Here is a 26575-nt window from a genome sequence, read left to right as displayed (position 1 = left end):
ATCGCGCCGCCAGCGACGCTCCTACGGCAGGGAATGGAACGTATTCGCGACTACCCATCGGCCAGATCCTTCAGCACCTTTTTCAGGGCCAGCAGGAAACGTTCGTTTTCCGGACTGGTGCCGATAGTCACCCGCAGGTGATTAGGCATACCGTAGCCACCCAGCGGGCGCACGATCACCCCTTCCCTGAGCAGGCCCTCATAGACCGGCATGGCAGGCTGGCCACAATCAAACGCAATAAAGTTGGCCACGGACGGAATCTGTTCCAGGTGCAGTGCCTGCAATCCCTCGGCAATCTGCACCAGCCCCGAGGTGTTCTCGCTACGGGAATTTTCCAGATGGTCATCATCCTGCAGCGCCGCTTCCGCTGCGACCTGGGCCGGGGTATTCACGTTGAATGGCTGACGCACCCGGTTAAGTACATCCGCAATTTGCGGGCTGGAGACACCGTAGCCCACCCGCAGGCCAGCCAGACCATAAATCTTGGAGAAGGTGCGGGTCACGATCAGGTTCGGGTATTGGCCCAGCCGATCGATGCCGTTGGGGTAATGGCTTTCTTCCACGTATTCGAAGTACGCCTCATCCAGCACCACAATGACCTGCTCGGGAATCCGCGACAGGAATTCATCCAGCGCATGGGCATTGAACCAGGTGCCGGTGGGGTTGTTCGGGTTGGCCACGAAGATGATCCGGGTACGCTCGGTCACGGCTTCCGCCATGGCCGCCAGATCATGACCAAACAGGTTGGACGGCACCTGCACCGGTTTGGCATTGCAGGCCAGGGTCACAATCGGATACACCGCAAAGGCGTACTCGGAAAAAATCGCCTCATCACCTTCCTGCAGGTAGGCGCGGGCAATCATGTCGAGCACATCATTGGAGCCATTGCCCAGGGTCAGCTGGTTGCTGGCCACATTGAGTTTTTCTGCCAGTGCCGCTTTCAGCGAAAAGGTGGCACCGTCCGGGTACAGGTGCAGCTCGTGCATATGCTTGAGCACATGCAGGGCTTTATGGCTGGCACCCAGCGGGTTCTCGTTGCTGGCCAGTTTGACGATGTCAGTGACACCCAGCTCCCGCTCCAGCTCGTCGATGGGTTTACCCGGCTCGTAGGGCTTGAGCTGCTGGATACCGTTATTGGCTAATTGGATGTAATCGCAGGTCATGTGTGGGAGCTCCCTTTACACCCTGGTTGCCAGCCTTGGCTGCAGGGGTTATCTGATCGGGGCCGGACGTCTGAAGTCGGACGTCCGACGCAAAAACCTCGTTGTGACAAGCCTCTACAGTGGCTATTCCTGTGTAGGAGCGAGCCTGCTCGCGATTCGGCCTTACCAAAAACAAATCGCTTGCAGGCAAGCTCCCACAGGAGCTAGAGAACGGCCTTGGGGTAAGAACCCAGCAGCTTGATGGTATTCCCGGCGGCTTCCAGCTTGTCCAGTACCGACTGCAGGTTGGCGTCTTCCTTGTGGCCTTCGCAGTCCACAAAGAACACATAGCTCCAGTTGGCAGTGCGCGACGGACGGGACTCCAGACGGGTCAGGTTGATGCCCTCGTCGCGGAACGGCGCCAGCACCTCGAACAACAGCCCCGGGCGGTTTTTGCCGCTGATCATCAGGCTGGTCTTGTCCTTGCCGGAGGCCGGCGTGTCCTGACGGCCGATAATCAGGAACCGGGTGGTGTTATCCGGGCGATCCTCAATATTCCGCTGCACGGCCTCCAGGCCATACAGCTCTTCCGCCATTTCACCGGCGATGGCCATGGCATTCCACTCGTCCTTGAGACGACGGGCCGCTTCGGCATTGGAACTGACCGCAATCCGCTCCACACCTGGCATGTGAGCATCCAGCCACTGGCGACACTGGGCCAGGGTCTGCTGGTGGGAGTACACCCGGGTCACCTTGTCGCGCTGGGTGTGCTTGCCGGCCAGCAGGTGGTGGTGGATACGCAGCTCCACTTCACCACAGATTTTCAGTTCGGAGCTCATGAAGGTATCGAGGGTGTGGTTGACCACCCCTTCCGTGGAGTTTTCCACCGGTACCACCCCGTAATGGGCTGCACCCGCTTCCACTTCACGGAACACTTCATCAATGGCCCCCAGCGGCACGGACTCTACGGCATGGCCAAAATGCTTCAGCGCGGCCTGCTGGGTAAAGGTGCCTTCCGGGCCGAGAAACGCCACCTTCATGCGCTGCTCCAGCGCCAGGCAGGCACTCATGATCTCACGGAAAAAGCGCGCCATGGTCTCGCCATCCAGCGGCCCCTGGTTGCGCTCCTTCACCCGGCGCAGCACCTGGGCTTCGCGCTCAGGACGGTAAAATACCGGATTCGGATCAGTGGCGATCTTCACTTCTGCCACCTTGTGGGCCAGGGTCGCACGCTCGTTCAGCAGATCCTGCAGTTGCTGATCCAGCGCGTCGATCTGGTTACGCAAGTTGTCCAGTGATTCGGTCATGGCGTCCCCGCTCAGCCGTTACGTTTTTCAAAATCCGCCATAAAGGCAATCAGCGCATCTACCGCCGCTTCCGGCACGGCGTTGTAAATGCTGGCGCGCATGCCACCCACACTGCGGTGGCCTTTCAGGTTCAGCAAACCGGCCGCATCGGCTTCCGCCAGGAAAGTCTTGTCCAGAGCATCGTCTGCCAGCACAAAGGGTACATTCATCCAGCTGCGGCTGATTTTTTCCACCGGGTTGCTGTAGAAGTCGCTGCCATCAATGAAACCATACAGCTTTTCGGCCTTGCGCTGGTTGATTTCGGCCATATTCGCCACCCCACCCTGCTTCTTGAGCCACTCGAACACCAGCCCAGCAAGATACCAGGCGTAAGTGGGCGGGGTGTTATACATGCTGCCGTTGTCTGCATGGGTCTGATAGTTGAGCATGGCGGGCACATGGGCGCCGGCCTTGCCGAGCAGGTCTTTGCGGATAATCACCAGCGTCAGGCCCGCGGGGCCGATGTTTTTCTGGGCACCGGCGTAGATCATGCCAAAACGGTTCACATCCACCGGACGGGACAAAATGGTGGAGCTCATGTCCGCCACCAGCGGGGTACCACCCACTTCCGGGATAAAGCTGTATTCCAGCCCCCCAATGGTTTCGTTGGGGCAGTAGTGCAGGTAAGCCGGGTTAGCAGACAGCTTCCAACTCTCTTGAGGGGGCACCGTGGTGAAGTTGCTGTCTTCGCTGCTGGCCGCCACATTGATCTTGCCGTAGCGCCCCGCTTCCTTGATGGCTTTCTTGGACCACTGCCCGGTATTGATGTAATCCGCCGTTTCACCCTCGCCCAGCAGGTTCATGGGCACCATGGCAAACTGGGTAGACGCCCCGCCCTGCAGGAACAGCACAGCGTAATCGTCGCTGATTCCCATCAGGTCACGCAGGTCCTGTTCGGCCTTTTCGGCGATATCCACGAAGACCTTGTCCCGGTGGCTCATTTCCATGATGGACAGACCTTTGCCCTGGAAATCGAGGATTTCCTGTTGAGCCTGTTCCAGTACCGCCGTCGGCAACGCCGCCGGCCCTGCGCAGAAGTTATAGGCGCGGGACATCTGTGTTCTCCGTCTAATCAAAGAAGCCCGGCGAAACCGGGCTCGGGGTTATTCCTGTTTATCGGATCGGCCAAGCTGGCTGTAGGAGCGTCGCTCGCGGCGCGATTCCAGCGTCACATTCGAAGGCTTTGTCACCACAGATATCACAGAGGCACAGAGAAAAGCGTGTGTTTTTCCTCTGTGTACTCTGTGATCAATCCGCTTTTACGGTTTAGCGGATCGCGCCGCGAGCGACGCTCCTACGGTTCAGTCTTCTGCGTCGTCGCTGGCGTCGGACTCTGGTGCTTCCGGGGTCGCTTCCCCTTCAATCACCTCACCCTCTTCACCTTCCAGCTCCTCATCTTCCTCCGCCCCTTCCAGTTCCGGAATGGTGGCCAGGCCACAGAGTTTTTCTTCCTCGCCAAGGCGAATCAGGCGAACGCCCTGGGTGTTACGGCCGGAGGTGCTAATCTGGTCCACACCGGTACGCACCAGGGTGCCCTGGTTGGAGATCAGCATGATGTCTTCGCCGCCGAACACCTGGGTGGCACCGACCAGCTCACCGTTACGCTCGTTGACCACCATGGCGATGACGCCCTGGCCACCACGGCCTTTGGTGGGGTACTCGGTGAGCGGGGTGCGCTTGCCGTAGCCGTTCTCGGAGGCGGTGAGGATCTGGCCGTCTTCTTCCGGCACGATCAGGGAAATCACGTCGACGCCATCCGCCAGCTTGATCCCCCGCACACCACGGGCCAGACGGCTCATGACGCGGACCTTGGACTGATGGAAACGTACAGCCTTACCGTTGCGCGCCACCAGCATCACGTCTTCGTGGCCCTGGGTAATGGCCACGTTCACCAGGTGCTCGCCTTCCTGCAGTTTCACGGCGATCAGGCCGGAGCTGCGCGGACGGGCAAAGTTGGCCAGCTGGGTACGCTTGACCACACCGCTGGAGGTGGCCATGAAGATGAACGGACCGGGCACGGTATCGGCCACGATGGCGTCGTCATCACCCTCTGCGGCATCATCAACCACATCTTCCGCGTCGACGGTGGTGTCTTCGTCTTCTTCGCTGTCGGCTTTCTGCTGACGCACCATGTCGGCATCCAGACGCAGAATGGCGGTAATTCTTTCTTCCGCCCCCAGCGCCGGCAGCAGGTTCACAATCGGCTTGCCGCGGGAGGCCCGGCCACCTTGCGGCAGCTCGAAGGTGCGTAACCAGAACACCTTGCCGGCATCCGTGAACAGCAACAGGGTATCGTGGGTGCCTGCCACCAGCAGGTGTTCCACGTAATCTTCGTCTTTCAGCTGCCCGGCAGACTTGCCGCGCCCACCCCGCTTCTGGGCACGGTAGGTATCGATGGGCTGCATTTTGGCGTAACCACCGTTGGACAGGGTCACCACCACGGTTTCTTCGGCGATCAGGTCTTCCATGCTGAGATCCAGGCGAGAGGCCACAATCTCGGAACGACGCTCATCGGCGTACTCTTCACGGATCGCGGTCAGCTCATCGCGGATCACCTGCATCAGGCGCTCCGGATTGGCCAGAATCAGCATCAGCTCGGCAATGATTTCCAGCAGCTCCTGGTAATCATTGATCAGCTTCTCGCGCTCCAGACCGGTCAGCTTCTGCAGGCGCAGGTCCAGAATGGCCTGGGCCTGTTCCGGGCTCAGGTAATAGAGATCGTCACGCAGGCCGTACTGCTCGTCCAGACCATCCGGACGGGCCGCGTTTTCGCCACCGGCGCGCTCCAGCATCTGCAGCACATCCCCCGGCGCCCAGCCTTTGGCCAGCAGCTTTTCTTTCGCTTCGGCACCGCTCGGCGAGCTCTTGATCAGTTCGATCACCGGATCGATGTTGCTCAACGCCACCGCCAGACCTTCCAGCAGGTGCGCCTTTTCGCGAGCCTTGCGCAGTTCGAACACGGTACGGCGAGTCACCACTTCACGACGGTGACGGATAAAGGCATCCAGCAGCTCGCGCAGGTTCAGGGTCTTGGGCTGGCCATCGACCAGGGCCACGGTGTTGATACCGAACACCGACTCCATCTGGGTCTGCTGGTACAGGTTGTTCAGCACCACTTCCGCGTTCTCGCCCTTGCGCAGCTCGATCACGATACGCATGCCTTCCTTGTCGGATTCGTCGCGCAGTTCGGTGATGCCTTCAATTTTCTTGTCTTTCACCAGCTCGGCGATCTTTTCGATCAACCGTGCCTTGTTCACCTGATAGGGAATTTCGGTGACGATGATGGCTTCTTTGCCGCTCTTGTCGGTGGCCTCGATTTCGGCGCGGGCGCGCATGTACACGCGGCCACGGCCGGTACGGTAGGCCTGCACGATGCCGGCGCGGCCATTGATGATGCCCGCAGTGGGGAAATCCGGGCCCTTGATGTACTCCATCAGGTCGTCCGGGGTCAGGCTGTCGTCATCGATCAGCGCCAGACAGCCATCCACCACTTCGCCCAGGTTGTGGGGCGGAATGTTGGTCGCCATCCCCACAGCAATACCGGAGGAACCGTTCACCAGCAGGTTGGGCACCCGGGTGGGCATCACATCGGGAATCTTTTCCGTGCCGTCGTAGTTGTCGACGAAATCCACGGTTTCCTTGTCCAGATCGGCCAGCAGTTCGTGGGCGATCTTGGACATGCGCACTTCGGTGTAACGCATGGCCGCGGCGGAGTCGCCGTCGATGGAACCGAAGTTCCCCTGGCCATCCACCAGCATGTAGCGCAGGGAGAAAGGCTGCGCCATCCGTACGATGGTGTCGTACACGGCGGAGTCACCGTGGGGGTGATATTTACCAATCACGTCACCGACCACACGGGCCGATTTTTTATAGGGCTTGTTCCAGTCGTTGTTCAGCTCATGCATGGCGAACAACACGCGGCGGTGTACCGGCTTCAGGCCGTCGCGCACGTCAGGCAGGGCCCGCCCCACGATCACGCTCATGGCGTAATCCAGGTACGACTGCTTGAGTTCGTCTTCGATGTTGACCGGGGTAACTTCTCTGGCGAGATCCGACATAGTGATCCTTATTATCCCCAACAGCCCCGCAGGCGGGACTCAGGCTGACTCCGTGGTTCCGGGGGCCCAACACTTTCCTGCCCCGGAAAAGCACCGGATGATAGCACAGCTGCGGGGGTGCGCGAACACTGGAGATGAGACCATTGCAGATGAGCAAGACGGCGCTCAAACCGCTATACTGCGCCCCACTGTTCGCCCTGCCCGATCAAGGAGTTATGCATGAGCGACCATCAGGCCGACCTGATTGTCCACGCCCGCTGGATTGCCACCGTGTCTGCAGACAACACCGTGCTGGAAAACCACGCCCTGGTGGTACGCGACGGCCGCATCGCCGACCTGCTGCCCAGCGCCCTGGCAGACGAGAAATGGCACAGCGACGAGATCGTCCGCCTGGACGACCACCTGCTGACCCCGGGACTGGTCAACGCCCATACCCATGCCGCCATGAACCTGCTGCGCGGTATTGCCGATGACCTGCCACTGATGACCTGGCTGGAAAAACACATCTGGCCCGCAGAGGGGCAGTTTGTCAGCGAGCAGTTCGTATACGACGGCACCAAGCTGGCAGCAGCCGAAATGATCCGCTCAGGCACCACCACCTTTGCCGACATGTACTTCTTCCCCGCCAGCGCGGCCAAAGCCACCGTGGAAGCAGGGCTGCGTGCCAGCCTGTTCTGTCCGCTGCTGGACTTCCCCACCCCCATGGGCGCCGGCCCCGAGGACTACCTGCGCCTCGCCACGGACGCCATGGACGAGTGGCGCCATGACCCGCGTATCCAGATCGGTTTTGGCCCTCATGCGCCGTACACCGTATCCGACGCGCCCTTGCAGAAAGTGCTGACCCTGGCGGAAGAACTGGACGTGCCGGTGATGATGCATGTGCACGAGACCGCCGGTGAAATCCAGATGGCAGTGGGGAACACCGGCGAGCGCCCGCTGACCCGCCTGCAGGGGCTTGGCCTGCTCTCTCCGCGCCTGCTGGCCGTGCACATGACCCAGCTCACCGACGAGGAAATCACCCTGGTGGCCGAAACCGGCACCCACGTGGTGCACTGCCCGGAATCCAATCTGAAACTGGCCAGCGGTTTCGCTCCGGTGGAAAAACTGCGCCAGGCAGGCATCAATGTGGCGCTGGGCACCGACGGGGCCGCCAGCAACAATGACCTGGACATGATCGGTGAAGCGCGCACGGCCGCCTTTCTGGCCAAGGGCGTGAGTCTGGAAGCGGACGCCCTGCCCGCCGCCGATGTCCTGAAGATGGCCACCCTGAACGGGGCAAAGGCCCTGGGCCGGGACGAGGACATCGGTTCACTGGAAATTGGCAAGCAAGCCGATATGGTGGCCGTAGACCTGAACCGGTTGGAGACCCAACCGGTCTATGATCCTGTGGCACAGCTGGTCTATGCCGCGACCCGGGACCAGGTCACCCATAGCTGGGTGGGCGGACGCTGCCTGATGAACCATCGCCAGCTCACCACCCTGAACGAGGCGCTGATCCTCAAGAATGCCCAGCAGTGGCAACAAACGATTGCCGGAGCCGAGAAGTGACAGACAACCAGAATGCCGTACCCAATGTGGATGCCGGGGAAATTGCCAAATTCAATGCCCTGGCCGAGCAATGGTGGGACCCCAACTCGCAGTTTCGCCCCCTGCACGATATCAACCCGCTGCGCCTGAACTACATTGACGAACGTGTCAGCCTGCCGGGCAAGAAAGTCATCGATATCGGCTGCGGTGGCGGCCTGCTGTCTGAAGGCATGGCCCGGCGCGGGGCCGAGGTCACCGGCATCGATATGGGGGAAGCCCCCCTGGCGGTAGCCCGCATCCATGCCGAACAGGCCGGGGTTGCAGTGGAATATTTGCAAACACCGGCGGAAAAGATTGCCGAAGAACGGGCCGGCCAGTACGACGTGGTCACCTGCCTGGAAATGCTCGAGCACGTGCCCGACCCGTCCTCCGTGATCCGCGCCTGCGCCACCCTGGTGAAACCGGGCGGCCATGTCTTTTTCAGCACCATCAACCGCAACCCGAAAGCGTTCATGTTTGCCATTGTCGGCGCGGAATACATCCTGCGCCTGCTGCCCCGTGGCACCCATGAGTATGCCAAGCTGATCAAACCTTCAGAGCTGGCCGGCTGGGCCCGGGACGCCGCACTGGATGTGCAGGACACCACAGGCATGGTCTATAACCCGCTGACCCAGGTGTACAAGTTGAACCGGGATGTGTCGGTGAATTACCTGATGTACGCCCGCAAGGGAGACTAACTGCTCTGTGGGAGCTTGCCTGCAAGCGAAAAGAGAGTTGAAAGTTCAAAGTTTAAAGTTGAAACGCGGGGCCCTGGCTGTGCCACCTGACACACCTCAGCTCCGCGCCCATGGCTTGGGCGCGGGCACAGCCCATCAAAGCCGATTACCCACACCGCGCTTTTGAACTTTAAACTTTAAACTTTCAACTCGGCTTCTACCGCAGCGGCGACCGAATCATTTGGCACGGCATCATCTGCGTTGAAACTTGCACCCCAAACAGGATTTTTCATGGAAAAGCTGGAAGCCGTTTATTTCGACCTCGACGGCACCCTGATCGATACCGCACCGGACTTTTATACGGTGCTCAATACCCTGCTGAAAAAACACGGCCGCCCGGAAGTGACTTATTCGGCGGTGCGCGCCAACGTATCGAACGGTGCCCGCGCCCTCACCGAGCTGGGTTTTGGCACCGGCCCGGACGATCTCACCTTCCCGGCCTTTCTGGAAGAACTGCTGGACGCCTATGAACAGCACCTGGCGGTGGATACGGTGCTGTTCCCGGGGATGGCCGAGGCGCTGGACTGGATGGATGCCAACGGGATTCCCTGGGGCATCGTCACCAACAAACCTGCCCGCTTCACCGGCAAGGTGCTGGAAGGCCTGGGCCTGCATGAGCGTGTCGGCCCCGTGCTCTGCCCGGATGACGTAAAGCAGCGCAAACCCGACCCGGAAGGGCTGCTGATCGCGGCCAGTGCGGACAAGGTAACGCCCGCCAACTGCCTGTATGTGGGCGACCATTTGCGCGATATTCAGGCAGGACAGAATGCAGGCATGGCCACCGCCGTGGCCGCTTTTGGCTATATTGATGCCGATGATGACCCACACGGCTGGCAGGCCAATTATTATCTGGAAGAAGGCACGGATTTACTGCCGCTGCTGAAAACGCTGCGCGGCTAAAACACAGGCCGGAAATGGGCGAATGCCCATCTCCGCCATCCCCCCGCCGCAACGGCGGAGATCGGCTCACGCCGATTTCCGCCCTACCAATCCGGTGGGACGACAGAGTGATAGCAGGATTCACCATGACCGATTTTCAACATGACGCGCTCAACTACCAATGCCCTGAAGACGCCTTCAAGGATCGCATCATCCTGGTCACCGGGGCTGGCGCAGGCATCGGCCGTACCGCCGCCCTGACACTGGCAAAACATGGCGCCACCGTCATTCTGCTGGGCCGTACCCCGGAGAAACTGGAAAAGGTCTACGACGAGATCAAGGCCAATGGAGGACCAGAGCCCGCCATGGCACCGGTGAATCTGGCCGTGGCCCGCCCGGAGGACTATCTGGAACTGGCCGGCCTGTTCGACAAGGAATTCGGCCGCCTGGACGGCATTCTTCATAATGCGTCCATTCTCGGCGACATCACCCCACTGGACCGTTACGGCACCGGCACCTGGGATTCCGTCATGCAGGTGAATGTGAACAGCGCTTTCTACCTGACCCAGGCCATGCTGCCCTTGTTGCGTGCCAGCGAAGATGCCCGGCTACTGTTCACCTCGTCCAGCGTCGGCCGCAAGGGCCGTGCCTTCTGGGGAGCCTATGCGGTCTCCAAGGCCGCCACGGAAAATCTGGCCCAGGTGCTGGCGGAAGAGCTGGAAAACACCACCCCGATTCGCGTCAACACCCTGAATCCCGGCGGCACCCGCACCGATATGCGAGCCCTCGCCTACCCCGGCGAAGACCCGCAAACACTGAAAACCCCAGCTGACATCATGGCCCCTTACCTCTACCTGCTCGGCCCAGCCAGCAAGGACGTCAACGGCCAGTCCATCGACGCGCAGCCGAAGTGACACCACACACCAGCCCTGCATCCCCCGCAGGGCTGGTGACTCGGTTGAAGACGAGTTGAAAGTTCAACTGCTCCTCCCGCGTAGGGCGGAAATGCCTGCAAGGCATCTCCGCCTTATTTTCTGAATAAGGCCTCTGGCATTCCTTTCATATCCCCCTGACATATTCTTGTCCTGGTTGCCCAAATGCCGTCACCCCCTGCGCTGGAGCCCTCCCCCGGCTTGGGCTAGCGTGCTACTTCTACTCCCACAAATAACAATACGCACGGAGGCCCCATGCCCAAGCGCCTGAGCCTTGCCCTGATGGCTGGCCTGTTCTGCTCCGCCGTCAGTGCCGCCACCCTGACCGATGCCCAGAAACAACAATTGCAGGAGCTCCTGCCGGGTACCACGCTATCGGATAGCACCCTCGACAAGATGGCCGAGGTGTTCTACACCCGGGAAATGCCCGTGCGCTCCCGATTGCAGGCCATCAGCAAACTGGTGGGCTTTGATCAGATGCCCAAGGGCTCCAGCTTCAAGCGGGTCATCTGCATCTGGGACATTGCCGGCCGCAATGGCCCGGTGTTCAACGCAGCCATGGAGCAGCGGGCACTGGCGGTGGAATACGGCATCAATCTGGAAATGGTGCCTTACACCAGCGAAACGGTCATGGTGGAAGAGTTCAAGGCCGGGCGCTGCGATGCCGCTCTGATGAGTGGCCTGCGTGCGCGACAATTCAATTTGTACTCCGGCAGCGTTGATGCCATTGGTGCCGTGCCGGACAGCAAGCACATGCAGACGCTGCTACAGGTGCTGGCTCACCCCAAACAAGCCGGCCACATGGTGCAGGGTGAATACGTGGTGATGGGCATCTACCCCGCCGGTGCCGCACACATCTTTGTGAATGACCGCACCATCAGCTCACTGGCAAAGGCCGCCGGGCGCAAAGTCGCCGTGCTGGACTACGACGAAACCCAGGCCGAAATGGTCGCTGCCATTGGCGCGACGCCGGTGTCTACCGATATCGTTTCCGCCCCCAACAAATTCAACAATGGCCAGATCGATATCCTGCCTGCCCCGCTGGTGGCCTACGAGGTGCTGGAGCTTTATAAAGGCATGTCACCCGATGGCGGCATTGTCGATTACCCCCTCACCCAGCTCACCATGCAACTGATTGGCCGACTGGATAAATTCCCCAATGAAGTCGCGCAACTGATTCGCGAAGCGTCTTTCGAAGCCTATCCCCAGGTCGTGGACCGTATCGCTCAGGAAACCCGGCGAGTCCCGGACAAATGGATGATCACCATTCCCGAGAAAGACAAACAGGAATATGAAGTGATGATGCAAGATGCCCGCGATGCGCTGCGCGAACGCAACTACTACAGCGCCGACATGCTGACACTGCAAAGCAAGATTCGCTGCAAGTTCAACCCCGCACGGTCCGAGTGCAGCCGATAACCGCCATCGCCATAACGGGGGCACACTTTGGCCCCCGTTGTGGCACCGTACAATTGTCATACAAGCGGTAAAACACCTGCCAGGATGGCAGTGGTATAAGCACAACACATCCATAAAAAGGAATTTCCATGCGCACCGTCAAAGCCTTGCTTTGCGCACTTGCCCTGGCAGCAACCAGCGCCAGCCATGCCCTGTCTCTGACAGAGAAACAGCAGCAACAACTCCAGCAGGTCCGCAAGGAAATGGGCCTGAAAGACGACCAGGTGCTCAAGCGGCATATTTGTCTGTGGGATTTGTCTGGCCGCTCCGGCCCGATTTACGCCGGCGCCACCAATCTGCGACTGGACCTGCTGCGCTACAAGATCGATATTTCGCTGGAAGCCTTTACCAATGAGGGCGTGCTGGTGGCGGCCCTGAAAAGCGGCCATTGCGATGCGGCTCTCATGAGCGGCTTCCGGGCACGACAATTCAACCGGTTCACCGGCACCATCGATGCCCTGGGAGCCATCCCCGACCTGACCCACATGAACACCTTGTTGCGCACCATTGCCCACCCGCAGCTACAAGAACATATGGTCAGCAACAAATACCTGACCCTGGCCGTGACCCCGGCCGGTGCCGCTTACCTGTTCGTCAACGATCGCTCGCTGAACTCGCTGGACAAGGCCGCCGGCAAAAAAATCGCCGTGCTGGACTTTGACCCAGGTCAGTCACGCATGGTGACCTCCATCGGCGCCACGCCTGTCGCCACCACCCTGGCCACAGCCCCTAACCAGTTCAACAACGGCAGTGTCGATGTACTGCCTGCCCCCTTGATTGCCTACCAAGTACTGGAGCTTTACAAGGGCATGGACCCGGATGGCGGCATCGTCAATTACCCCATTGTGCAACTGACGGCTCAATTGATCGGACGTACCGAGCGCTTTCCGCCCGGACTGGCCGCCATTGTTCGCGACGTCGCCGCCGACAGCTTCAGCTCCATCCAGACCGCCCTGGAGCGCGAAGCAGGCCGGATTCCCGATCACTGGTGGGTAACCGTGTCTGATGACCAGCAACTCCGCTACGACAGCATGATGCGTGATGCCCGTATCAAACTGCGCGAAAGCGGATACTACGACGCCACCATGCTGTCTATCATGAAACGCATTCGCTGCGCACAGGACGCGCAACGACCCGAGTGCAGCCAGGAAACCGAGTAAACCCGAACACTGGTTGACAGCAACGCCCGCGAGACAGTCTTGCAGGCCATTCTGCCTCCACCTTGGGGTGTCAGAATGATGTTGCCATGCCTCATCGAATAATAATGAATGGAGTCTGTCGTGCGTTTTCTTCCCCTGCTCTTTACCCTGCTGGGTCTCACGTTGTCCTTGCCCGCTCTGGCAGACAACACTCTCAATCTGACACCGGCACAACAAGCCGAGCTGGAACGCTTTGCCCCGGGCGTCGAACTGACCCCGGAGCTGGCTGACAAGCTGCGCGCCATTGCCTTTGATCAAAGTCGCAGCCTGGATGACCGTATTACCGCCATGCAGAAAGTCGCGGGATTCAGCCAGGGTGAGCCGCTCAAGCGCCGCATCTGTATCTGGGATATTGCCGGCCGTGCGGGCCCAATCTTCAAGGCCGCCCAGGACCAGCGCGCCCGCCTGTTACGTTACGGCGTGGATCTGGATATTCAGCCCTACACCAGCGAAAGCGTGGTGGCGGAAGACCTGAAGGCCGGCGTTTGTGATGCCGCCTTGATGACCGGTATGCGCGGGCGCCTGTTCAACAAGTACACCGGGACCATTGATTCCATCGGCGGCCTGCCCTCCGATGAACACATGCGCATCCTTCTGCAGGTGCTGGCCAATCCGAAGTCGGCCGACAAGATGGTTCAGGGGGAGTACGTCATTCTCGGTGTCGCACCGGGCGGGGCAGCCTATGTCTTTGTGAACGACAAAAGCATTAACACACTGGCCAACGCGGCCGGCAAACGGGTGGCCGTGCTCGACTACGACCCGACCCAGGCCGAAATGGTTGCCCAGGTAGGCGCCACCCCGGTGGCATCGGATATCGTTTCTGCCCCCAACAAATTCAACAACGGGGTTGTCGATGTGCTGGCCTGTCCGCTGGTGGCCTATGAAGTGCTGGAACTGTACAAGGGCATGGAACCGGATGGTGGCATCATTGATTATCCGCTGGCGCAAATCACCATGCAGCTGATCGGTCGCAAGGACAAATTCCCCAATGAAGTTGCCCAACTGGTTCGCGAAGAGTTTTACAACAGCTACCACCTGATCAAGGAGCGGCTGGATCAGGAAGCAGAAAAGGTACCGGATCACTGGTGGATCGAGATTCCCGATACTGACAAGCGCGAATACGAAATCATGATGCAGGAAGCTCGGCTGCAACTTCGCGACAAGGGGTACTACCACCCTGATATGCTAACCCTTCAACGCAAGATTCGTTGCAAGCTGAACCCGGCGCACAGCGAATGTTCGAATCCGGTGGAGTGATAGCTACCAGCTGTGAGCTGTGAGCTGTGAGCTGTGAGCTGTGAGCTGTGAGCTGTGAGCTGTGAGCTGTGAGCTGTGAGCTGTGAGCTGTGAGCTGTGAGCTGTGAGCTGTGAGCTGTGAGCTGTGAGCTGTGAGCTGTGAGCTGTGAGCTGTGAGCTGTGAGCTGTGAGCTGTGAGCTGTGAGCTGTGAGCTGTGAGCTGTGAGCTGTGAGCTGTGAGCTGTGAGCTGTGAGCTGTGAGCTGTGAGCTGTGAGCTGTGAGCTGTGAGCTGTGAGCTGTGAGCTGTGAGCTGTGAGCTGTGAGCTGTGAGCTGTGAGCTGTGAGCTGTGAGCTGTGAGCTGTGAGCTGTGAGCTGTGAGCTGTGAGCCACAAAAAAACCGCCCCCTCATCGGGTGCGGTTTTTTTGTGTTTACGAGGCGGCTTCAGCGAGTTTCGAAAACCCAAACACCGTGTAGTCAGCCAGCTGTTTCTGCTTTTTTCTCTTAAAAACTGATAGCTCATAGCTCAAAACCGGCAGCTCATCACTATAATCAGTGCAACATCCCGCCACCGTTATCATCCAGCCCGGCAAAAATATCCACGCGATTGTCGCTGAACATATCCATTTCTGGTGCCAATACCTGAACGTAACGATCAAAATACAGGAACTGCTTGAGCAGCAAGGCGAACTCCCGGGGGAAACGAATACCATGTCCCTCACCGATCTTCACCAGATCCATAAGCAGCCGGTTCACTTCCTTATCGTTGCGGTCGGCCTGCACCAACGCAGACGGATCCACTTGGCCTAGCACGCCCTGCAGGTTTTCAATGTCCCGGGTCAGTGCATCCACGTCGACTTCTTCACGGGTCATGCCGATCACTGCCATGGCTTCCGCCATCTGGCGCACATCGCCCCGGCCAATGGCATCGAAAAACTTCGCCATGCCATCCCACGCTTCACGTCGAATGCGACCGACAATACCAAAATCGATAAAACCGACCCGACCGTCTTCCAACAACATCAAATTGCCAGCATGCACATCGGCATGGAAGAAGTCGCACAACATCAGACTGGAGAACCAGGTATTCAGCGCAGAGATCAAGGTTTCTGCCGGGTCATCGGTATACTTGCGCAGCACATTCATATCGGTAAGCGGCACACCGAAAAAGCGCTCCATGGTCAGCACCTTGCCCGTGGTATGACTCATCACCGGCTCCGGCGCCACCGCCCGGGTGTTACCGGTGTCGCGCAAAAAGGCATTGAACGCCTTCAGATTGTTGGCTTCCTTGATGAAATCGCACTCTTCCAACATGCCTGCCTGAAGCTCTTCCACCACGCCGGAAATCGCCGACCGGGATAACCCCGGCGCCAACCGCTCCGTGATCCGGGCAGCGAAGTACAGAAAGTTGAAATCGGTCAGCAGTACATTACGCACACCAGGCCGCTGGACCTTAACTACCACATCCTGACCATTTTTCAGTTTTGCGGCATGAACCTGGGCAATCGACGCACTGGCCAATGGTTTCGGGTCCACGGACTGGTAGAGCTCCTCCAGTGGCTGCCCCAATTCCCGCTCAATGGTGTCTCGGATGTAATGAAAAGGTAGTGGGGGTGTCCGGTCCAGACAACGCTGAAACTCTTCCACATACTCTTCGGGAAAAATGGACGGCGAGCTGGCAATAAATTGCCCCAGCTTGATATAAGTGGTGCCCAGAGATTCGAAGGTCGTGCGCAGCAAAGCCGGTACTGGCGGGCGATTGCCCAAGGCCCAACCCAAACCCTGACGTCCGATCACGCCAAGCGTTTCGAGAATACGCAGGCCGCCACGGGCGGTGTTCAGGGCCAGGGCCACGCCACTGCGTTCACCCTCCAGCCAAGCCTTCATGTCCTTGATGTCAGAGTAATCACTCATAATAAAGTCGTATCATCCCTGTGGGTGACTGCGCCTCAACATAACTGCCATGCATGATATAGCAAATTTATGGTTTGTAATTGCTTGCAGGCTTTTTTGTAATTGCCGCTTGTGCCAATTCCCGGACTTTCGTACCTTTGACCGCGCTATTTCGAGAACAATAACAAGGAGCTGCCGAATGGGTTCTCTTTCCATGAAAAAAATGCTACGACATTCCCGTCTAGCCCTGGTAGGGGGCGCCATCCTGGCTCTGCAAGGCTGTGGCGTCATCTACAAAAGCACTGGTGACATTCTGATCAGTTTCGGTAAATCCGAAATGTTGCCCTACATGATGACCTACACCGATGTGCGCATGGCCTGTGTTACCGGCGAAGCGCAAACCCCGCTGCTGATGTCCTTTGAGCGTGTGGGCTCTCACCCTGAAAAACTGGGTGCCATGGTCTTCACCACCGCCGCCACCTGTGCAGAGCAAATCGCTCTGGATGCTGAACTCCGTTACATGCGTGCAGTCAAAGATGGACGCGTAAACGAAGCACAGGATGCCCGTATCGAACAGAAACGCTGGTCTGCCGTTGCCGCTCAACGTCAGTACACCGCCTACCAGAACATGGTCGAAGCCTACGGTGAACAGAAGGAAGGCGAATGCCCGAAACTGAAAACCGACTTTGACCAGATGGTATGGATGGTCGGCAACATCTCGGGCGTTCAGTCACTGCTTAACGACGGCAACGCCGACGGTGCTGTGGGTGTTCCCCGTGATATCGCGGCCAAGGTTGAGCGCAACATGAAGTGTCTGGACAACGACCAGTGGTGGGGCGTGCCCCGCGGTGTTCGTGCTGCTGTCTGGAACCTGCTGCCCATGCTGGCACCGCCGAACGCGGACGCCTGGGCTGAGCTGGAAGCCTCTGCCAAGAAAGGCTTCGACAGCGGTATCCGTCTGGGTAGCGCCCTGTACGCCATGAGCGCGTTCAGCAAGGGTGACGACGAGCGTCTGCGCAAGGCGATCCGTGACTACGCAGCCAACGACCAGAACCTGGATCCGGACTACGCCATGCTGGACGCCATCGCCAGCTTTATCATTGAAGGTATTTCCGACCGTGAATGGACCGAAAATACCGGCAAGCGTACCCCGATTGGTGGCCTTGGTACCTTCTGGGATGACGCTGCCAAGTCCGGCCCCGCTGTAGACATTAACGATTTGCTGTAACTGTTTTGACTTTTTGCGGCCTTCGGGCCGCTTTTGATTATTTTAATAAGTAGTAACCAGGAGACCGAGCATGCACTATTTCAAGGCATTGGCCACGGCCGCAACTGCGGCGCTGGCTCTGAGTATTTCCCCGGCCCAGGCCGCCGAAAAACGCACCATGTGCGTGTTTGACATCATCGGCGCCAATGGCGACATCTATAACATCATGAAGGACTACAAGACCGCTGCCCTGGGTTGGGGCGTGGACCTTGAGCTCAAGCCCTACACCGATGAAAAAATCGCGTCCGAAGACCTGAAAGCCGGCCAATGCGACGCCGCCGTGCTGACCGGTATTCGTGGCCGCCAGTTCAATAACTACACGGGCAGCATGGATTCCATCGGCGCTATCCCCAGCTATGACGCCATGAAGACCGTGATCACCGTGCTGGCCAGCGGTAACGCTGCCATCAACCAGCATCTGGTTTCTGGCCCCTACGAAATCGGCGGTGTTGCCCCCATGGGTGCCGCCTACCTGTTCGTGAAAGACCGCACCATCGACACTGTCGGGGAACTGTCGGGCAAGTCCATCGCCGTACTGGAATATGATACCGCTCAGGCCAGCATGGCATCGCGAGTGGGCATGTCTCCGGTAATGTCAGACATCACCAACTTCTCCGGCCGTTTCAACAACGGTTCCGTAGACATCTGCTTCGCGCCCATCGCTGCCTACTCAGCGCTGGAACTGTACAAGGGCATGCAGCCGGATGGCGGCATCGTGGATTACGTGCTGGGCCAGCTGACTGCTCAGGTGGTACTGCGCAAGGACAAATTCCCCGCTGACTTCGCTCAACAGTCCCGCACTTACATGCTGGGCCAGTTCGATCGTGCCATGCGCGTGATCGAAAATGCCAACAGCGAAGTGAACAAGAAGTGGTGGATCCGTATCCCCGAGGCCGACAAGCTGCGCTATGACGAAATGATGCGCGAAGCCCGTATCGCCCTCACCAAGGACGGCGTCTATAACAAGGACATGATGACCCTGCTGCGCAAGGTACGCTGCAAGGAAGAGCCCTCCCGCGCCGAGTGCGTGAATCCGGTCGAGTAACCAAATTACAACGATCCAACGGGGCCAATCGGCCCCGTTTTTTCCTAAACTACCTGTTTATGTCAATCCCGGCCAATCCGGCGGGTAGGCAAGGTGTTTTCGCTGTCCTAGAATGCTGGGTTTAAACAAGTCTTACCCCCAGTCTTTCCCGCATTCCAAGGCGGTATAACAACAACCGGGTGCACAATGGACAAACCTTCTAGTTTTACTGTGGCCAATCGCTCCATCGGCGAATGGTTTTCATCGCTTCCCACCCTGATTCTTCTGCTGCTGACCATTTTTCTGTCTTCCGGCGAAGTCATCCATTCCCAGCTGCTGAAAATCGGCGAAAACACCTGGGAGGGTTACTTCCTTCTCCGTGGTGCCGGCATGGTGGAACAACCCACCTGTAACCGTGACCCGGATCTGGACAAGGAACTGGAAGCCGCCGTTGCCAAGAAGAAGCAACAGATGGCGGATGACCCGCTGGCAGGCATCTTCGGCACCGAGGTGGACGAAGGCGCCCTGCGCACCTCGCTGGAGGCATCCCGCGAGATCTGTCGTGACAGGTGGGATCGCTATGAAATGATCCAGGAGAAGGCGACTCCTGGTGTCATTGCCTTCCGCACCCTGGAAGGGGGCGTTGCCAAGATTGTGACCAGCCTGGGCAACTACAAGCGTCTGCTGCTGTGTCTGCTGGTCATCATCTGTGCCGCGACGGCCACCCTGACCCGCCACCATATTTCCCTGCGCCCACCACGCACCCGCAAGGACCACCTGGTAGCCACTGGGGGCCAGCTTGCCGCCAACGTAATGCTGCTGATGTCTGCCTGGATTTATCGCGGCGAAGAAGTCAGCGCCATGGCGGACGGGGTACAGGTCAACCACTTCTACCTGCATCAATTCTGGATTGCTGGCTTCATCATCTTGTCCCTGGCCGCACTGTACCAGCTGGTGCGTCCGCCCAAGGATCTTGAAGAAGGCGGCACCTGGGGCAAAGCCCTGCTGACCATCCCGCTGTACAGCTTCATGTGTCTTACCGCTGGCGCCCAATTTGTTAGCCAGGGTTACTACCACGGTATCAGCGTGTACCTGGGCATGATGATGGAGCTGTCTACCCTGTTCCTGAGCCTGGCCCTGTATATCTGGATCGGTATGATGCTGCGCCAGACCAAGATGGCCCATCTGGTCTTTGATGTGCTGCGTCCGTGGAAAATGTCCCCGGAACTGATGTGCTTTGTGGTACTGGCCGTAGCGGCCGTTCCCACCGCCTACACTGGCGCTTCCGGCATCTTCGTTATTGCCGCCGGTGCCACCATCTACAACGAGCTGGTGCGTGCTGGCGCCCGCAAGCAATTGGCCCTGGCCGCCACCGCCATGTCCGGCTCCATGGGTGTGGTGCTACGCCCCTGTCTGCTGGTGGTTATCATCGCCGCCCTGAACAACAGCGTGACCACCGACGAACTGTTCACCTCCGGCCTGAAGATCTTCTTCCTGTCGCTGGGTCTGTTCTTCCTGTACAGCCAGTTTGCCCGCACCGCCCCGGCGCGAATTGCCCCGTTCTCTGAAGCGGTTCCGGCCAGTATCAAGCGACTGGTACCGCTGCTGCCCTACGTGATCATCATGGGCACAGTGATTGTGGTCTTCCGTGATCTGCTGGACACGCACCTGAACGAAAACTACGCACCGATCATTCTGCCGGTGATGCTGCTGTCGATTCTCGCTTACGAAAAACTCAGCGAAAAAACACTGCACGTCTTCACCCTGATCCTGGTGCCACTGATTATCTACTCCTGCTACAACCTGTGGCTGATCAACGGCGCCCTGAACGCAGGCCACATTCCCACCGGCACTTCCGAAGCCGAGCTGCAAGGCATCATGTGGGGGCTGTTCTGGCGTAATGCGGTGCTGATTGCCGCGATGGTGATCCACTACCTGGTCAAAACCCCGGACATGGATCCGCACTACCAGCCAGAGCCTGGCGTGGGCGAAAAACTGGAAACGTCCCTGCGTTTTGCCACCAATGAGACTACCGGCCACATCGGTGCCCTGCTGATGCTGATGGCCCTGTCCGTGAGTGTGGGCGGCATTATCGAGCGCTCGGGTCTGATGGAAATGCTGCCAGAGACCTTCCCGAACATCTGGATTGCCATGAGCATTCTGGTGGTCACCATGGTCATCATCGGCATGATCATGGACCCCTATGGGGCGGTCATCCTGGTGAACGCCACGATTGCCCAGATCGCCTTTGATAACGGCATTGCACCATTGCACTTCTGGATGATCACGCTGGTGGCCTTCGAGCTGGGGTATCTGTCCCCGCCCGTAGCGTTGAATCACTTGTTAACCCGGCAGGTGGTCGGCGACGAGGAAGTGGAATCTGCCAAGGTTCACGGTGGCAGCTTCTACCGTCGCTATGAGAAATACATTCTGCCCATTGCCGTGATGCTGACCGCTCTGCTGATGGTGTCGTACTTGCCGTTGCTGTCCGACTCCCTGCATGAGTACTTGTTCCAGAAAATCCAGGTAGGCGGCTGATCCATCAGCTGACAATCTGTGACAACGAAGGGGCCGCAAGGCCCCTTTTTTGTGCTCCATCGCAGAGCACCAGGATAAGCGACAGGATCGGACGTCCAAGACCTCGACACACGCTTGTCAGCCCCGTGGCAAACTGCATTGCCCTGACCAGTTAACCCCGGTTCACGAAACATGACAAAAGGGTGTGAACCCGTTCTGTCACACCGGTTTCTTAATGCTGTGGAATAGCGGATACTGTAGTTACTGGCTATTTCAGGGAGCTGGCTGATGAGTGAACACCCACAACCCCAATCACCTCGCGAAACAGAACCACTGCCCACCACAGTGAAACCGGCATTGCGTTTTCTGTTGTTCCTTGCGGGCGTGGTCGGGTTTATTGCCCTGTCTGCCTATGCGGTTGACCGGATGATCTACGGGTAACGCGCATGGCTACCGCAATGGAAAACCGGCGCCACCCCCGCATTCACCGGGAAGAAAGCCTTTCACTCACCCTGCTTCCCAGCGGCTCGCTCTCTGTCAGCCCGGATGACCGCCTTTACCTGACCACCCATGACGTCTCGCTGGCAGGCATCAGCGTGGAACTCCCCGCCCCCATCAAGCCCAATACCGATGTAGAGCTGTGGGTTGCCCTGCTGGAAGAACATGGCACCTACCATCTGTACGGCACAATTGCCTGGTGTGCCGCACCAGAAGGCCAGCTGTTGGCCGGCATTGCACTGGATCTGGAGCGTGCCGACGGCCGTTTGTGGGCGGCTCACTTCGACAACGACGGTTTCTTCAATGACTGATCCCCTGTTTCAACGGGGAATCCAGTATCAGCAATACCGCCCGACCTATCCGCCTTCGCTGTTTCAATGGCTGGCTGACTGCTGCCGTGATGCCTCGCAGGCGCGAGCGCTGGACCTGGGCTGTGGGACAGGACAGGCTGCCCGGGCACTTGAGCCCCACTTCAAACAGGTGATTGGCGCCGATATCAGTCTGAAGCAACTGCAGGCGGCCCCTGCATCGAAAACCCACTTTCTGGCCTGCCAGGCCCATCAACTGCCTCTGGCCGCCAACTCTGTGGCGCTGATTACGGTGGCTCAGGCATTTCACTGGTTTGAGCAGGAAGGCTTCTTCACAGAGGCGGAGCGCTGTCTGCGCCCCGGCGGGGTGCTTGCTCTAATCAGCTATGGGGTCTGTGAGGTCGAGGGGCTGGGAGCACTGATCCGTGACTTTCACGACAGTCTGCTGGCACGCTGGTGGCCTGCCGAACGAACCCAGGTGGTGAGCGGTTATGCCGGCACAGAGCACCACTGGCCAGCCCTGCCCTTTCCTGACGACGCCATTACACGACAATGGTCCGCCACGGACATGCTCGGCTATCTGGATACCTGGTCAGCCTTGGTGAATGCCCGCAAGGCGGGAGAAGACCCGCTTGGGGAATTCCGGGAAACACTGCTCACTGCATGGGGCGAGCAGCAACGTACCGTACGCTGGCCGTTGAGAGTGAAGGCCTGGCGTAAGCCATAGCGCATCAAGCTGTCTCCGAATAACGCCTTGCATGCTCAGTCTTCCAGGGTCACCCCCTCTAGGGCCAAAAGGTAAAGAGGGGCGCACTTTTGAAGGCATGCTGGTTGCCTGTCGAGAAAGTGCAACAACGAGTGTGGATCAGCCTGGAAGACCCGAAGGGCGTGCAAGGCGTTATTCGGAGACACCTAGGGAAAATGCTCTGCCAGCAGGCCAGCCAAGCGATCCAGTTTCTGGCGACGTTTGGCCATGCCGAAAATATTGACCAGCCGGGTGGCCCAGGTGAATGCCGTTGCCAGAGTATCCCCACCCCGCCGGGGTATCACATGCAGATGCACATGGGGAACATGCTGATTGGCTTCCCGGCCATCATTGATGACCAGATTATGGGCCCGCACGGGCAAGCCAGCGCGTTTCTGGGCGCGAATCGTGCGCCGCGCCAGATCCATCAGATGGTAAGACATGGCGTCATCGAGCTGCTCTACCAGTGGCGCATGGGTCTTTGGAATCACCAGACAGTGCCCTTCGCGAACCGGAAACAGATCCAGAATGACCATCGCCTGCTCATCCTCATAGACCACGCTGGCCGGAAGCTTGCCAGCCTGGATCTGACAGAACACACAGTCTTTCATGACTACTGCACCGCAATCTTGCGTCGCTGACGCCAGACTTCCAGGCACGCCACCACCAGCGCCACGGCAAGCATGCCGAGCAAAGGACCGCCCGCGCGCCACAGGCTGATATCTTCCTGGGCGAGACCATCAAACAGGCTGACAACCCAGGCCGGCGCCCATTCATCGTGCTCAGGCGACACAGACCAGGGCGTCACCAGCAAGGCCGCCAGCACGATGCGTAACGGCACCTTGGCCCACACGGCTAACGGGCGGGTCAACCACCACCAGACAAACAGAACACCGGCACAGCCAAGAAGGTAGGCAAACCAGCCCCACAGATATGCATTCGTTGTCACAACGACTCCTGACGACTTTCGGGCAGCACGTTAGTCTACCCAGTGAATAATATGGTCTTCCCAATTGTCTTCGGGTACAAGCTGCTCGGACACCACCTGGCCGGCCACGCTGATCCCTGCCTTGGCGACACTGGCACGATCACCGCTCAGTAGCGGATGCCATTCTGCCAGAGGCAGGCCCAGGGCGCGCAAGCGATAGGCACAGGTTGACGGCAACCAGTCCGTATTGCGGGCAATGTTTTCGGTAACCCGGATACAGTCGGGCACCTTGCTGAAACGGTTGCTGTAAACCCGGCACTGGCATCGTCCGGCATCGAGATACCGGCACGCCAGATTGGTGAACACCAGCTCTTCGGTGTCTTCATCCTGCAATTTGACCAGACAGCACCGCCCGCAACCGTCGCACAGGGCTTCCCACTCCGGCGCCGACAGCTCCGCCAGAGGCAATTCCCAGAAACGGTCACGCAACCCGGCGTCAGGCATCCAGCCCCCGGGGCCGATCCGGATGCCCCTCGGCCAGATACAGGTCTTCATCTGGCGGCGGTGGCATTTGCAGGTAAAAGCCCTGCTCGCGGATCTTGTCCATCACCTGTTGCACATCAGCACGGGCCAGCGGCCGGTCCGGGGAGAGAATCATGTCGTTAACATGGATCGGCGCACCAAACTGCTGCAGCAGTACTTCCGGCAGATCCTTGAGACCTTTCTGGCGGTCGACAAACAGGTACATCCCGGTCTTCTTGCGGGTCTTGTAGATCGAGCAAAACAACTTGCCCTGCAACATCAGAGTAACTCCAGCAACGGCTTGGTAATAATGTCCTCGCGCCAGCCAGTGAGGGGCTCCGGGACGCGCTCCGGGTGACGGATCAGTGCCTCCAGCCAACGCCGGCGCATCAACACATCCGGCTTCAGCCCCACCTGTTCGGCCACCTGCCCCACTTTGCCACGCAGGGTCTTGGCCAGCTTTTTCTCGCGGGCATCCGGCGGCCCGGGCAACGGTGGGGGCGGCGTCACGGTACGCCCCTCTTCCAGCAGGGCCAGCAGGGCATCGCCATCCCGGCGGATGCATTTCGGGTGCAACCCCACGTCCGCCAGCATTCCCCGGTCGGTACGATTGGCACGGGCCAGATCCAACAGCTGGGCATCCTTGATCACGAAGCTCTTGGGCAGGTTGCGCTCGCGGGCCATGCGGTTTCGCCACGGCGCCAGTACTGACAGGGCCGCCCGGGCGTGATCCGGCAATAACGCCGCCCCTTTGACACTGCGCCAGGCTTTTTCCGGCTTTTCTTCCTTGCTGGCCTGTGCCAGCAGGCGATCGCACTCTTCCTGCCACCAGGGCAACCGGCCCAGTTCCGCAAGACGATCATGCAACTGAGCCGCCACCTCCGGCAGGTATTTCACATCATCTTCTGCGTAATGCAGTTGTTCGTCGCTCAGGGGGCGCTTCAGCCAGTTGGTACGGGTGGCGCCTTTCGGCAGCTCAACCCCCATGAGCATCTGGACAATCTTCTGATAGCCCAGCTGCATGTCCTCACCACCAAGGGCAGCAGCGATCTGGGTATCTTCAATGCGGGCGGGATAATGACCGGTAAAGGCCGCCACCGCCTCCAGATCTTCCGAGCAGGCATGCATCACCAGCGTGTGCGCCTGGAACAATGGTGACAGCGCCTCGGCACTGACCCGGGTGGTATCAATGAGACGGATGCTCTGCCCGTCATGCACCTGAACCAGTGCCAACTGGGGCCAGTAAGTCCGCTCACGCATGAATTCGGTGTCCAGATACACCGGGCTGCCCGGGGCCAGATCGGCCAACCAGGAGCGAATTGCGTCGTCTGTGTCACACCAGAGATAAGCCATGAAACCGCCTGAAACTGAATTCGCGACGATTATACGACCTGTGGAACTCAATTTCCCGGCGGTTTTCTGCTACGCTTTGCGCCGCACTGAAAACCCGCACAGGAATGACCGAATGAGCACGAAACTGGTACTGGTCCGCCATGGCCAGAGCGTTTGGAACAAGGAAAACCGCTTTACCGGCTGGAAAGACGTGGATCTGACCGAGCAAGGCCGTGAGGAAGCCCGTACCGCTGGCGAGCTGCTGAAGGAAGCCGGCTTCGAATTCGACGTGGCCTACACCTCCGTGCTCAAGCGCGCTATCCGCACACTGTGGACCATCATGGACACCATGGACCAGATGTGGATCCCGGTCATCCGTGACTACCGCCTCAACGAGCGTCACTACGGCGCCCTGCAGGGCCTGAACAAGGCGGAAACCGCGGCCAAGTACGGTGATGACCAGGTGCATATCTGGCGTCGCAGCTACGACACCCCGCCGCCGAAGATGGAGCGTGATGACGAGCGTTACGCTGGCAACTTCCGTGTCTATCAAGGCCTCAACGAAGAGCAGATTCCGTTGTCCGAAAGCCTCAAGGACACCGTCGACCGCTTCGTGCCCTACTTCGAAAGCGAGATCAAACCGCAAATCGAAGCGGGCAAGCAGGTACTGATCTGCGCCCACGGCAACAGCCTGCGCGCATTGGTGAAGTATCTCGGCGACATCTCCGACGAGGAAATCGTCAAGCTCAACATCCCTACCGGAGTGCCCATGGTCTACGAGCTGGACGACAACCTGAAAGCCGTGAAGAACTACTACCTGGGCGACGCCGAGGCAGTGGCAGCAGCGGCGGAAGCAGTTGCCAACCAGGGCAAGGCATAACAATTAGGCATTGCCTCATCACAAAAAGCCCGCCCCGGGAAGCCGGGGCGGGCTTTTTTGTGGACATCCATCCCTGGCTACCCGAAACGCATTTCGCGTTGCGAAAAA

Annotated in this window: 24 protein-coding genes; 14 read left to right on the top strand and 10 right to left on the bottom strand. The window is 59.0% G+C overall.

What is annotated here, in order from left to right; translation table 11 throughout:
- Positions 1–50 precede the first annotated feature (50 nt).
- From hisC to gyrA, 4 genes are all read right to left on the bottom strand, one after another.
- A complete protein-coding gene (gene hisC, locus A15D_RS01050) occupies positions 51–1163 on the bottom strand; it encodes a histidinol-phosphate transaminase (protein WP_102790418.1) in 1113 nt (370 codons plus the stop codon).
- A gap of 203 nt (positions 1164–1366) precedes the next feature.
- Entirely contained in the window at positions 1367–2449 is a 1083-nt protein-coding gene (pheA, locus tag A15D_RS01045) for a prephenate dehydratase (protein WP_022986135.1), read from the bottom strand.
- 11 nt (positions 2450–2460) lie between these two features.
- Complete coding sequence (gene serC, locus A15D_RS01040) at positions 2461–3543, bottom strand: 3-phosphoserine/phosphohydroxythreonine transaminase (protein ID WP_102790417.1); 1083 nt, start codon at positions 3541–3543, stop codon at positions 2461–2463.
- 246 nt (positions 3544–3789) lie between these two features.
- Complete coding sequence (gyrA, locus tag A15D_RS01035) at positions 3790–6546, bottom strand: DNA gyrase subunit A (protein WP_102790416.1); 2757 nt, start codon at positions 6544–6546, stop codon at positions 3790–3792.
- A 219-nt stretch (positions 6547–6765) separates the two neighbouring features.
- Here gyrA and A15D_RS01030 point away from each other — a divergent pair, with 219 nt between their 5' ends.
- The 7 genes from A15D_RS01030 to A15D_RS01000 all read left to right on the top strand — a co-directional run bounded on the left by A15D_RS01030 (position 6766) and on the right by A15D_RS01000 (position 14574).
- Positions 6766–8094 (top strand): TRZ/ATZ family hydrolase, encoded by a 1329-nt coding sequence (locus A15D_RS01030; protein ID WP_102790415.1) that lies wholly within the window; start codon positions 6766–6768, stop codon positions 8092–8094.
- The gene (gene ubiG, locus A15D_RS01025; protein WP_102790414.1) at positions 8091–8810 is read left to right on the top strand and encodes a bifunctional 2-polyprenyl-6-hydroxyphenol methylase/3-demethylubiquinol 3-O-methyltransferase UbiG; all 720 of its coding nucleotides are present in this window, start codon (positions 8091–8093) and stop codon (positions 8808–8810) included. The genes A15D_RS01030 and ubiG overlap by 4 nt, the downstream gene beginning before the upstream one ends.
- A 270-nt stretch (positions 8811–9080) precedes the next feature.
- Positions 9081–9749, top strand: coding sequence for an HAD family hydrolase (locus A15D_RS01020; protein ID WP_102790413.1), 669 nt, complete (start codon positions 9081–9083; stop codon positions 9747–9749).
- Between the two features lie 125 nt (positions 9750–9874).
- Positions 9875–10642: a YciK family oxidoreductase gene (locus A15D_RS01015; protein ID WP_102790412.1), complete on the top strand. Its 768-nt coding sequence runs from the start codon at positions 9875–9877 to the stop codon at positions 10640–10642.
- A gap of 273 nt (positions 10643–10915) precedes the next feature.
- Complete coding sequence (locus A15D_RS01010; RefSeq protein WP_102790411.1) at positions 10916–12079, top strand: putative solute-binding protein; 1164 nt, start codon at positions 10916–10918, stop codon at positions 12077–12079.
- 128 nt (positions 12080–12207) lie between these two features.
- A complete protein-coding gene (locus tag A15D_RS01005; protein ID WP_102790410.1) occupies positions 12208–13278 on the top strand; it encodes a putative solute-binding protein in 1071 nt (356 codons plus the stop codon).
- Positions 13279–13386: 108 nt separating this feature from the next.
- On the top strand, positions 13387–14574 hold the full coding sequence (locus A15D_RS01000) for a putative solute-binding protein (RefSeq protein ID WP_102790409.1): 1188 nt from the start codon (positions 13387–13389) through the stop codon (positions 14572–14574).
- Between the two features lie 531 nt (positions 14575–15105).
- Here A15D_RS01000 and A15D_RS00990 read toward each other — a convergent pair.
- Positions 15106–16467 carry an AarF/ABC1/UbiB kinase family protein gene (locus A15D_RS00990; RefSeq protein ID WP_102790408.1) on the bottom strand — a complete coding sequence of 454 codons (1362 nt, stop codon included), beginning with the start codon at positions 16465–16467 and terminating at the stop codon, positions 15106–15108.
- A gap of 178 nt (positions 16468–16645) precedes the next feature.
- On the opposite strand from A15D_RS00990, the gene A15D_RS00985 reads away from it, so the two are divergent.
- The 6 genes from A15D_RS00985 to A15D_RS00965 all read left to right on the top strand — a co-directional run bounded on the left by A15D_RS00985 (position 16646) and on the right by A15D_RS00965 (position 22787).
- On the top strand, positions 16646–17674 hold the full coding sequence (locus A15D_RS00985) for a hypothetical protein (protein WP_102790407.1): 1029 nt from the start codon (positions 16646–16648) through the stop codon (positions 17672–17674).
- A gap of 70 nt (positions 17675–17744) precedes the next feature.
- Positions 17745–18758: a putative solute-binding protein gene (locus A15D_RS00980; protein ID WP_102790406.1), complete on the top strand. Its 1014-nt coding sequence runs from the start codon at positions 17745–17747 to the stop codon at positions 18756–18758.
- 186 nt (positions 18759–18944) lie between these two features.
- Positions 18945–21275, top strand: a complete 2331-nt coding sequence (locus A15D_RS00975; RefSeq protein ID WP_102790405.1) for a TRAP transporter large permease subunit — start codon at positions 18945–18947, stop codon at positions 21273–21275.
- 267 nt (positions 21276–21542) lie between these two features.
- Positions 21543–21695, top strand: a complete 153-nt coding sequence (locus A15D_RS17220) for a hypothetical protein (RefSeq protein ID WP_158245770.1) — start codon at positions 21543–21545, stop codon at positions 21693–21695.
- Between the two features lie 5 nt (positions 21696–21700).
- A complete protein-coding gene (locus tag A15D_RS00970; protein WP_102790404.1) occupies positions 21701–22063 on the top strand; it encodes a PilZ domain-containing protein in 363 nt (120 codons plus the stop codon).
- Positions 22056–22787 (top strand): class I SAM-dependent methyltransferase, encoded by a 732-nt coding sequence (locus A15D_RS00965; RefSeq protein WP_102790403.1) that lies wholly within the window; start codon positions 22056–22058, stop codon positions 22785–22787. Before A15D_RS00970 ends, A15D_RS00965 begins: the two co-directional genes overlap by 8 nt.
- Positions 22788–22972: 185 nt before the next feature.
- On the opposite strand, the gene A15D_RS00960 is transcribed toward A15D_RS00965, so the two are convergent.
- From A15D_RS00960 to rnd, 5 genes are read right to left on the bottom strand one after another with little or no spacing between them, the layout of a single operon-like run.
- Positions 22973–23416, bottom strand: coding sequence for an HIT family protein (locus A15D_RS00960; RefSeq protein ID WP_022983843.1), 444 nt, complete (start codon positions 23414–23416; stop codon positions 22973–22975).
- A gap of 2 nt (positions 23417–23418) precedes the next feature.
- On the bottom strand, positions 23419–23754 hold the full coding sequence (locus A15D_RS00955; RefSeq protein ID WP_022983844.1) for a hypothetical protein: 336 nt from the start codon (positions 23752–23754) through the stop codon (positions 23419–23421).
- Positions 23755–23784: 30 nt separating this feature from the next.
- The gene (locus A15D_RS00950) at positions 23785–24237 is read right to left on the bottom strand and encodes a YcgN family cysteine cluster protein (protein WP_102790402.1); all 453 of its coding nucleotides are present in this window, start codon (positions 24235–24237) and stop codon (positions 23785–23787) included.
- The gene (locus A15D_RS00945) at positions 24230–24535 is read right to left on the bottom strand and encodes a YcgL domain-containing protein (protein WP_022983846.1); all 306 of its coding nucleotides are present in this window, start codon (positions 24533–24535) and stop codon (positions 24230–24232) included. The genes A15D_RS00950 and A15D_RS00945 overlap by 8 nt, the downstream gene beginning before the upstream one ends.
- A complete protein-coding gene (rnd, locus tag A15D_RS00940) occupies positions 24535–25608 on the bottom strand; it encodes a ribonuclease D (protein WP_102790401.1) in 1074 nt (357 codons plus the stop codon). Before rnd ends, A15D_RS00945 begins: the two co-directional genes overlap by 1 nt.
- Positions 25609–25720: 112 nt before the next feature.
- On the opposite strand from rnd, the gene gpmA reads away from it, so the two are divergent.
- Positions 25721–26467, top strand: coding sequence for a 2,3-diphosphoglycerate-dependent phosphoglycerate mutase (gene gpmA / locus A15D_RS00935; protein ID WP_022983848.1), 747 nt, complete (start codon positions 25721–25723; stop codon positions 26465–26467).
- The last annotated feature ends 108 nt before the right edge of the window (positions 26468–26575 follow it).

Source organism: Alcanivorax sp. MD8A, from assembly GCF_002888555.1.
GTDB lineage: Bacteria > Pseudomonadota > Gammaproteobacteria > Pseudomonadales > Alcanivoracaceae > Alcanivorax.
The sequence above is the reverse complement of the archived record's forward strand: the minus strand, read 5'-3'. Positions and strand labels throughout refer to the sequence as shown.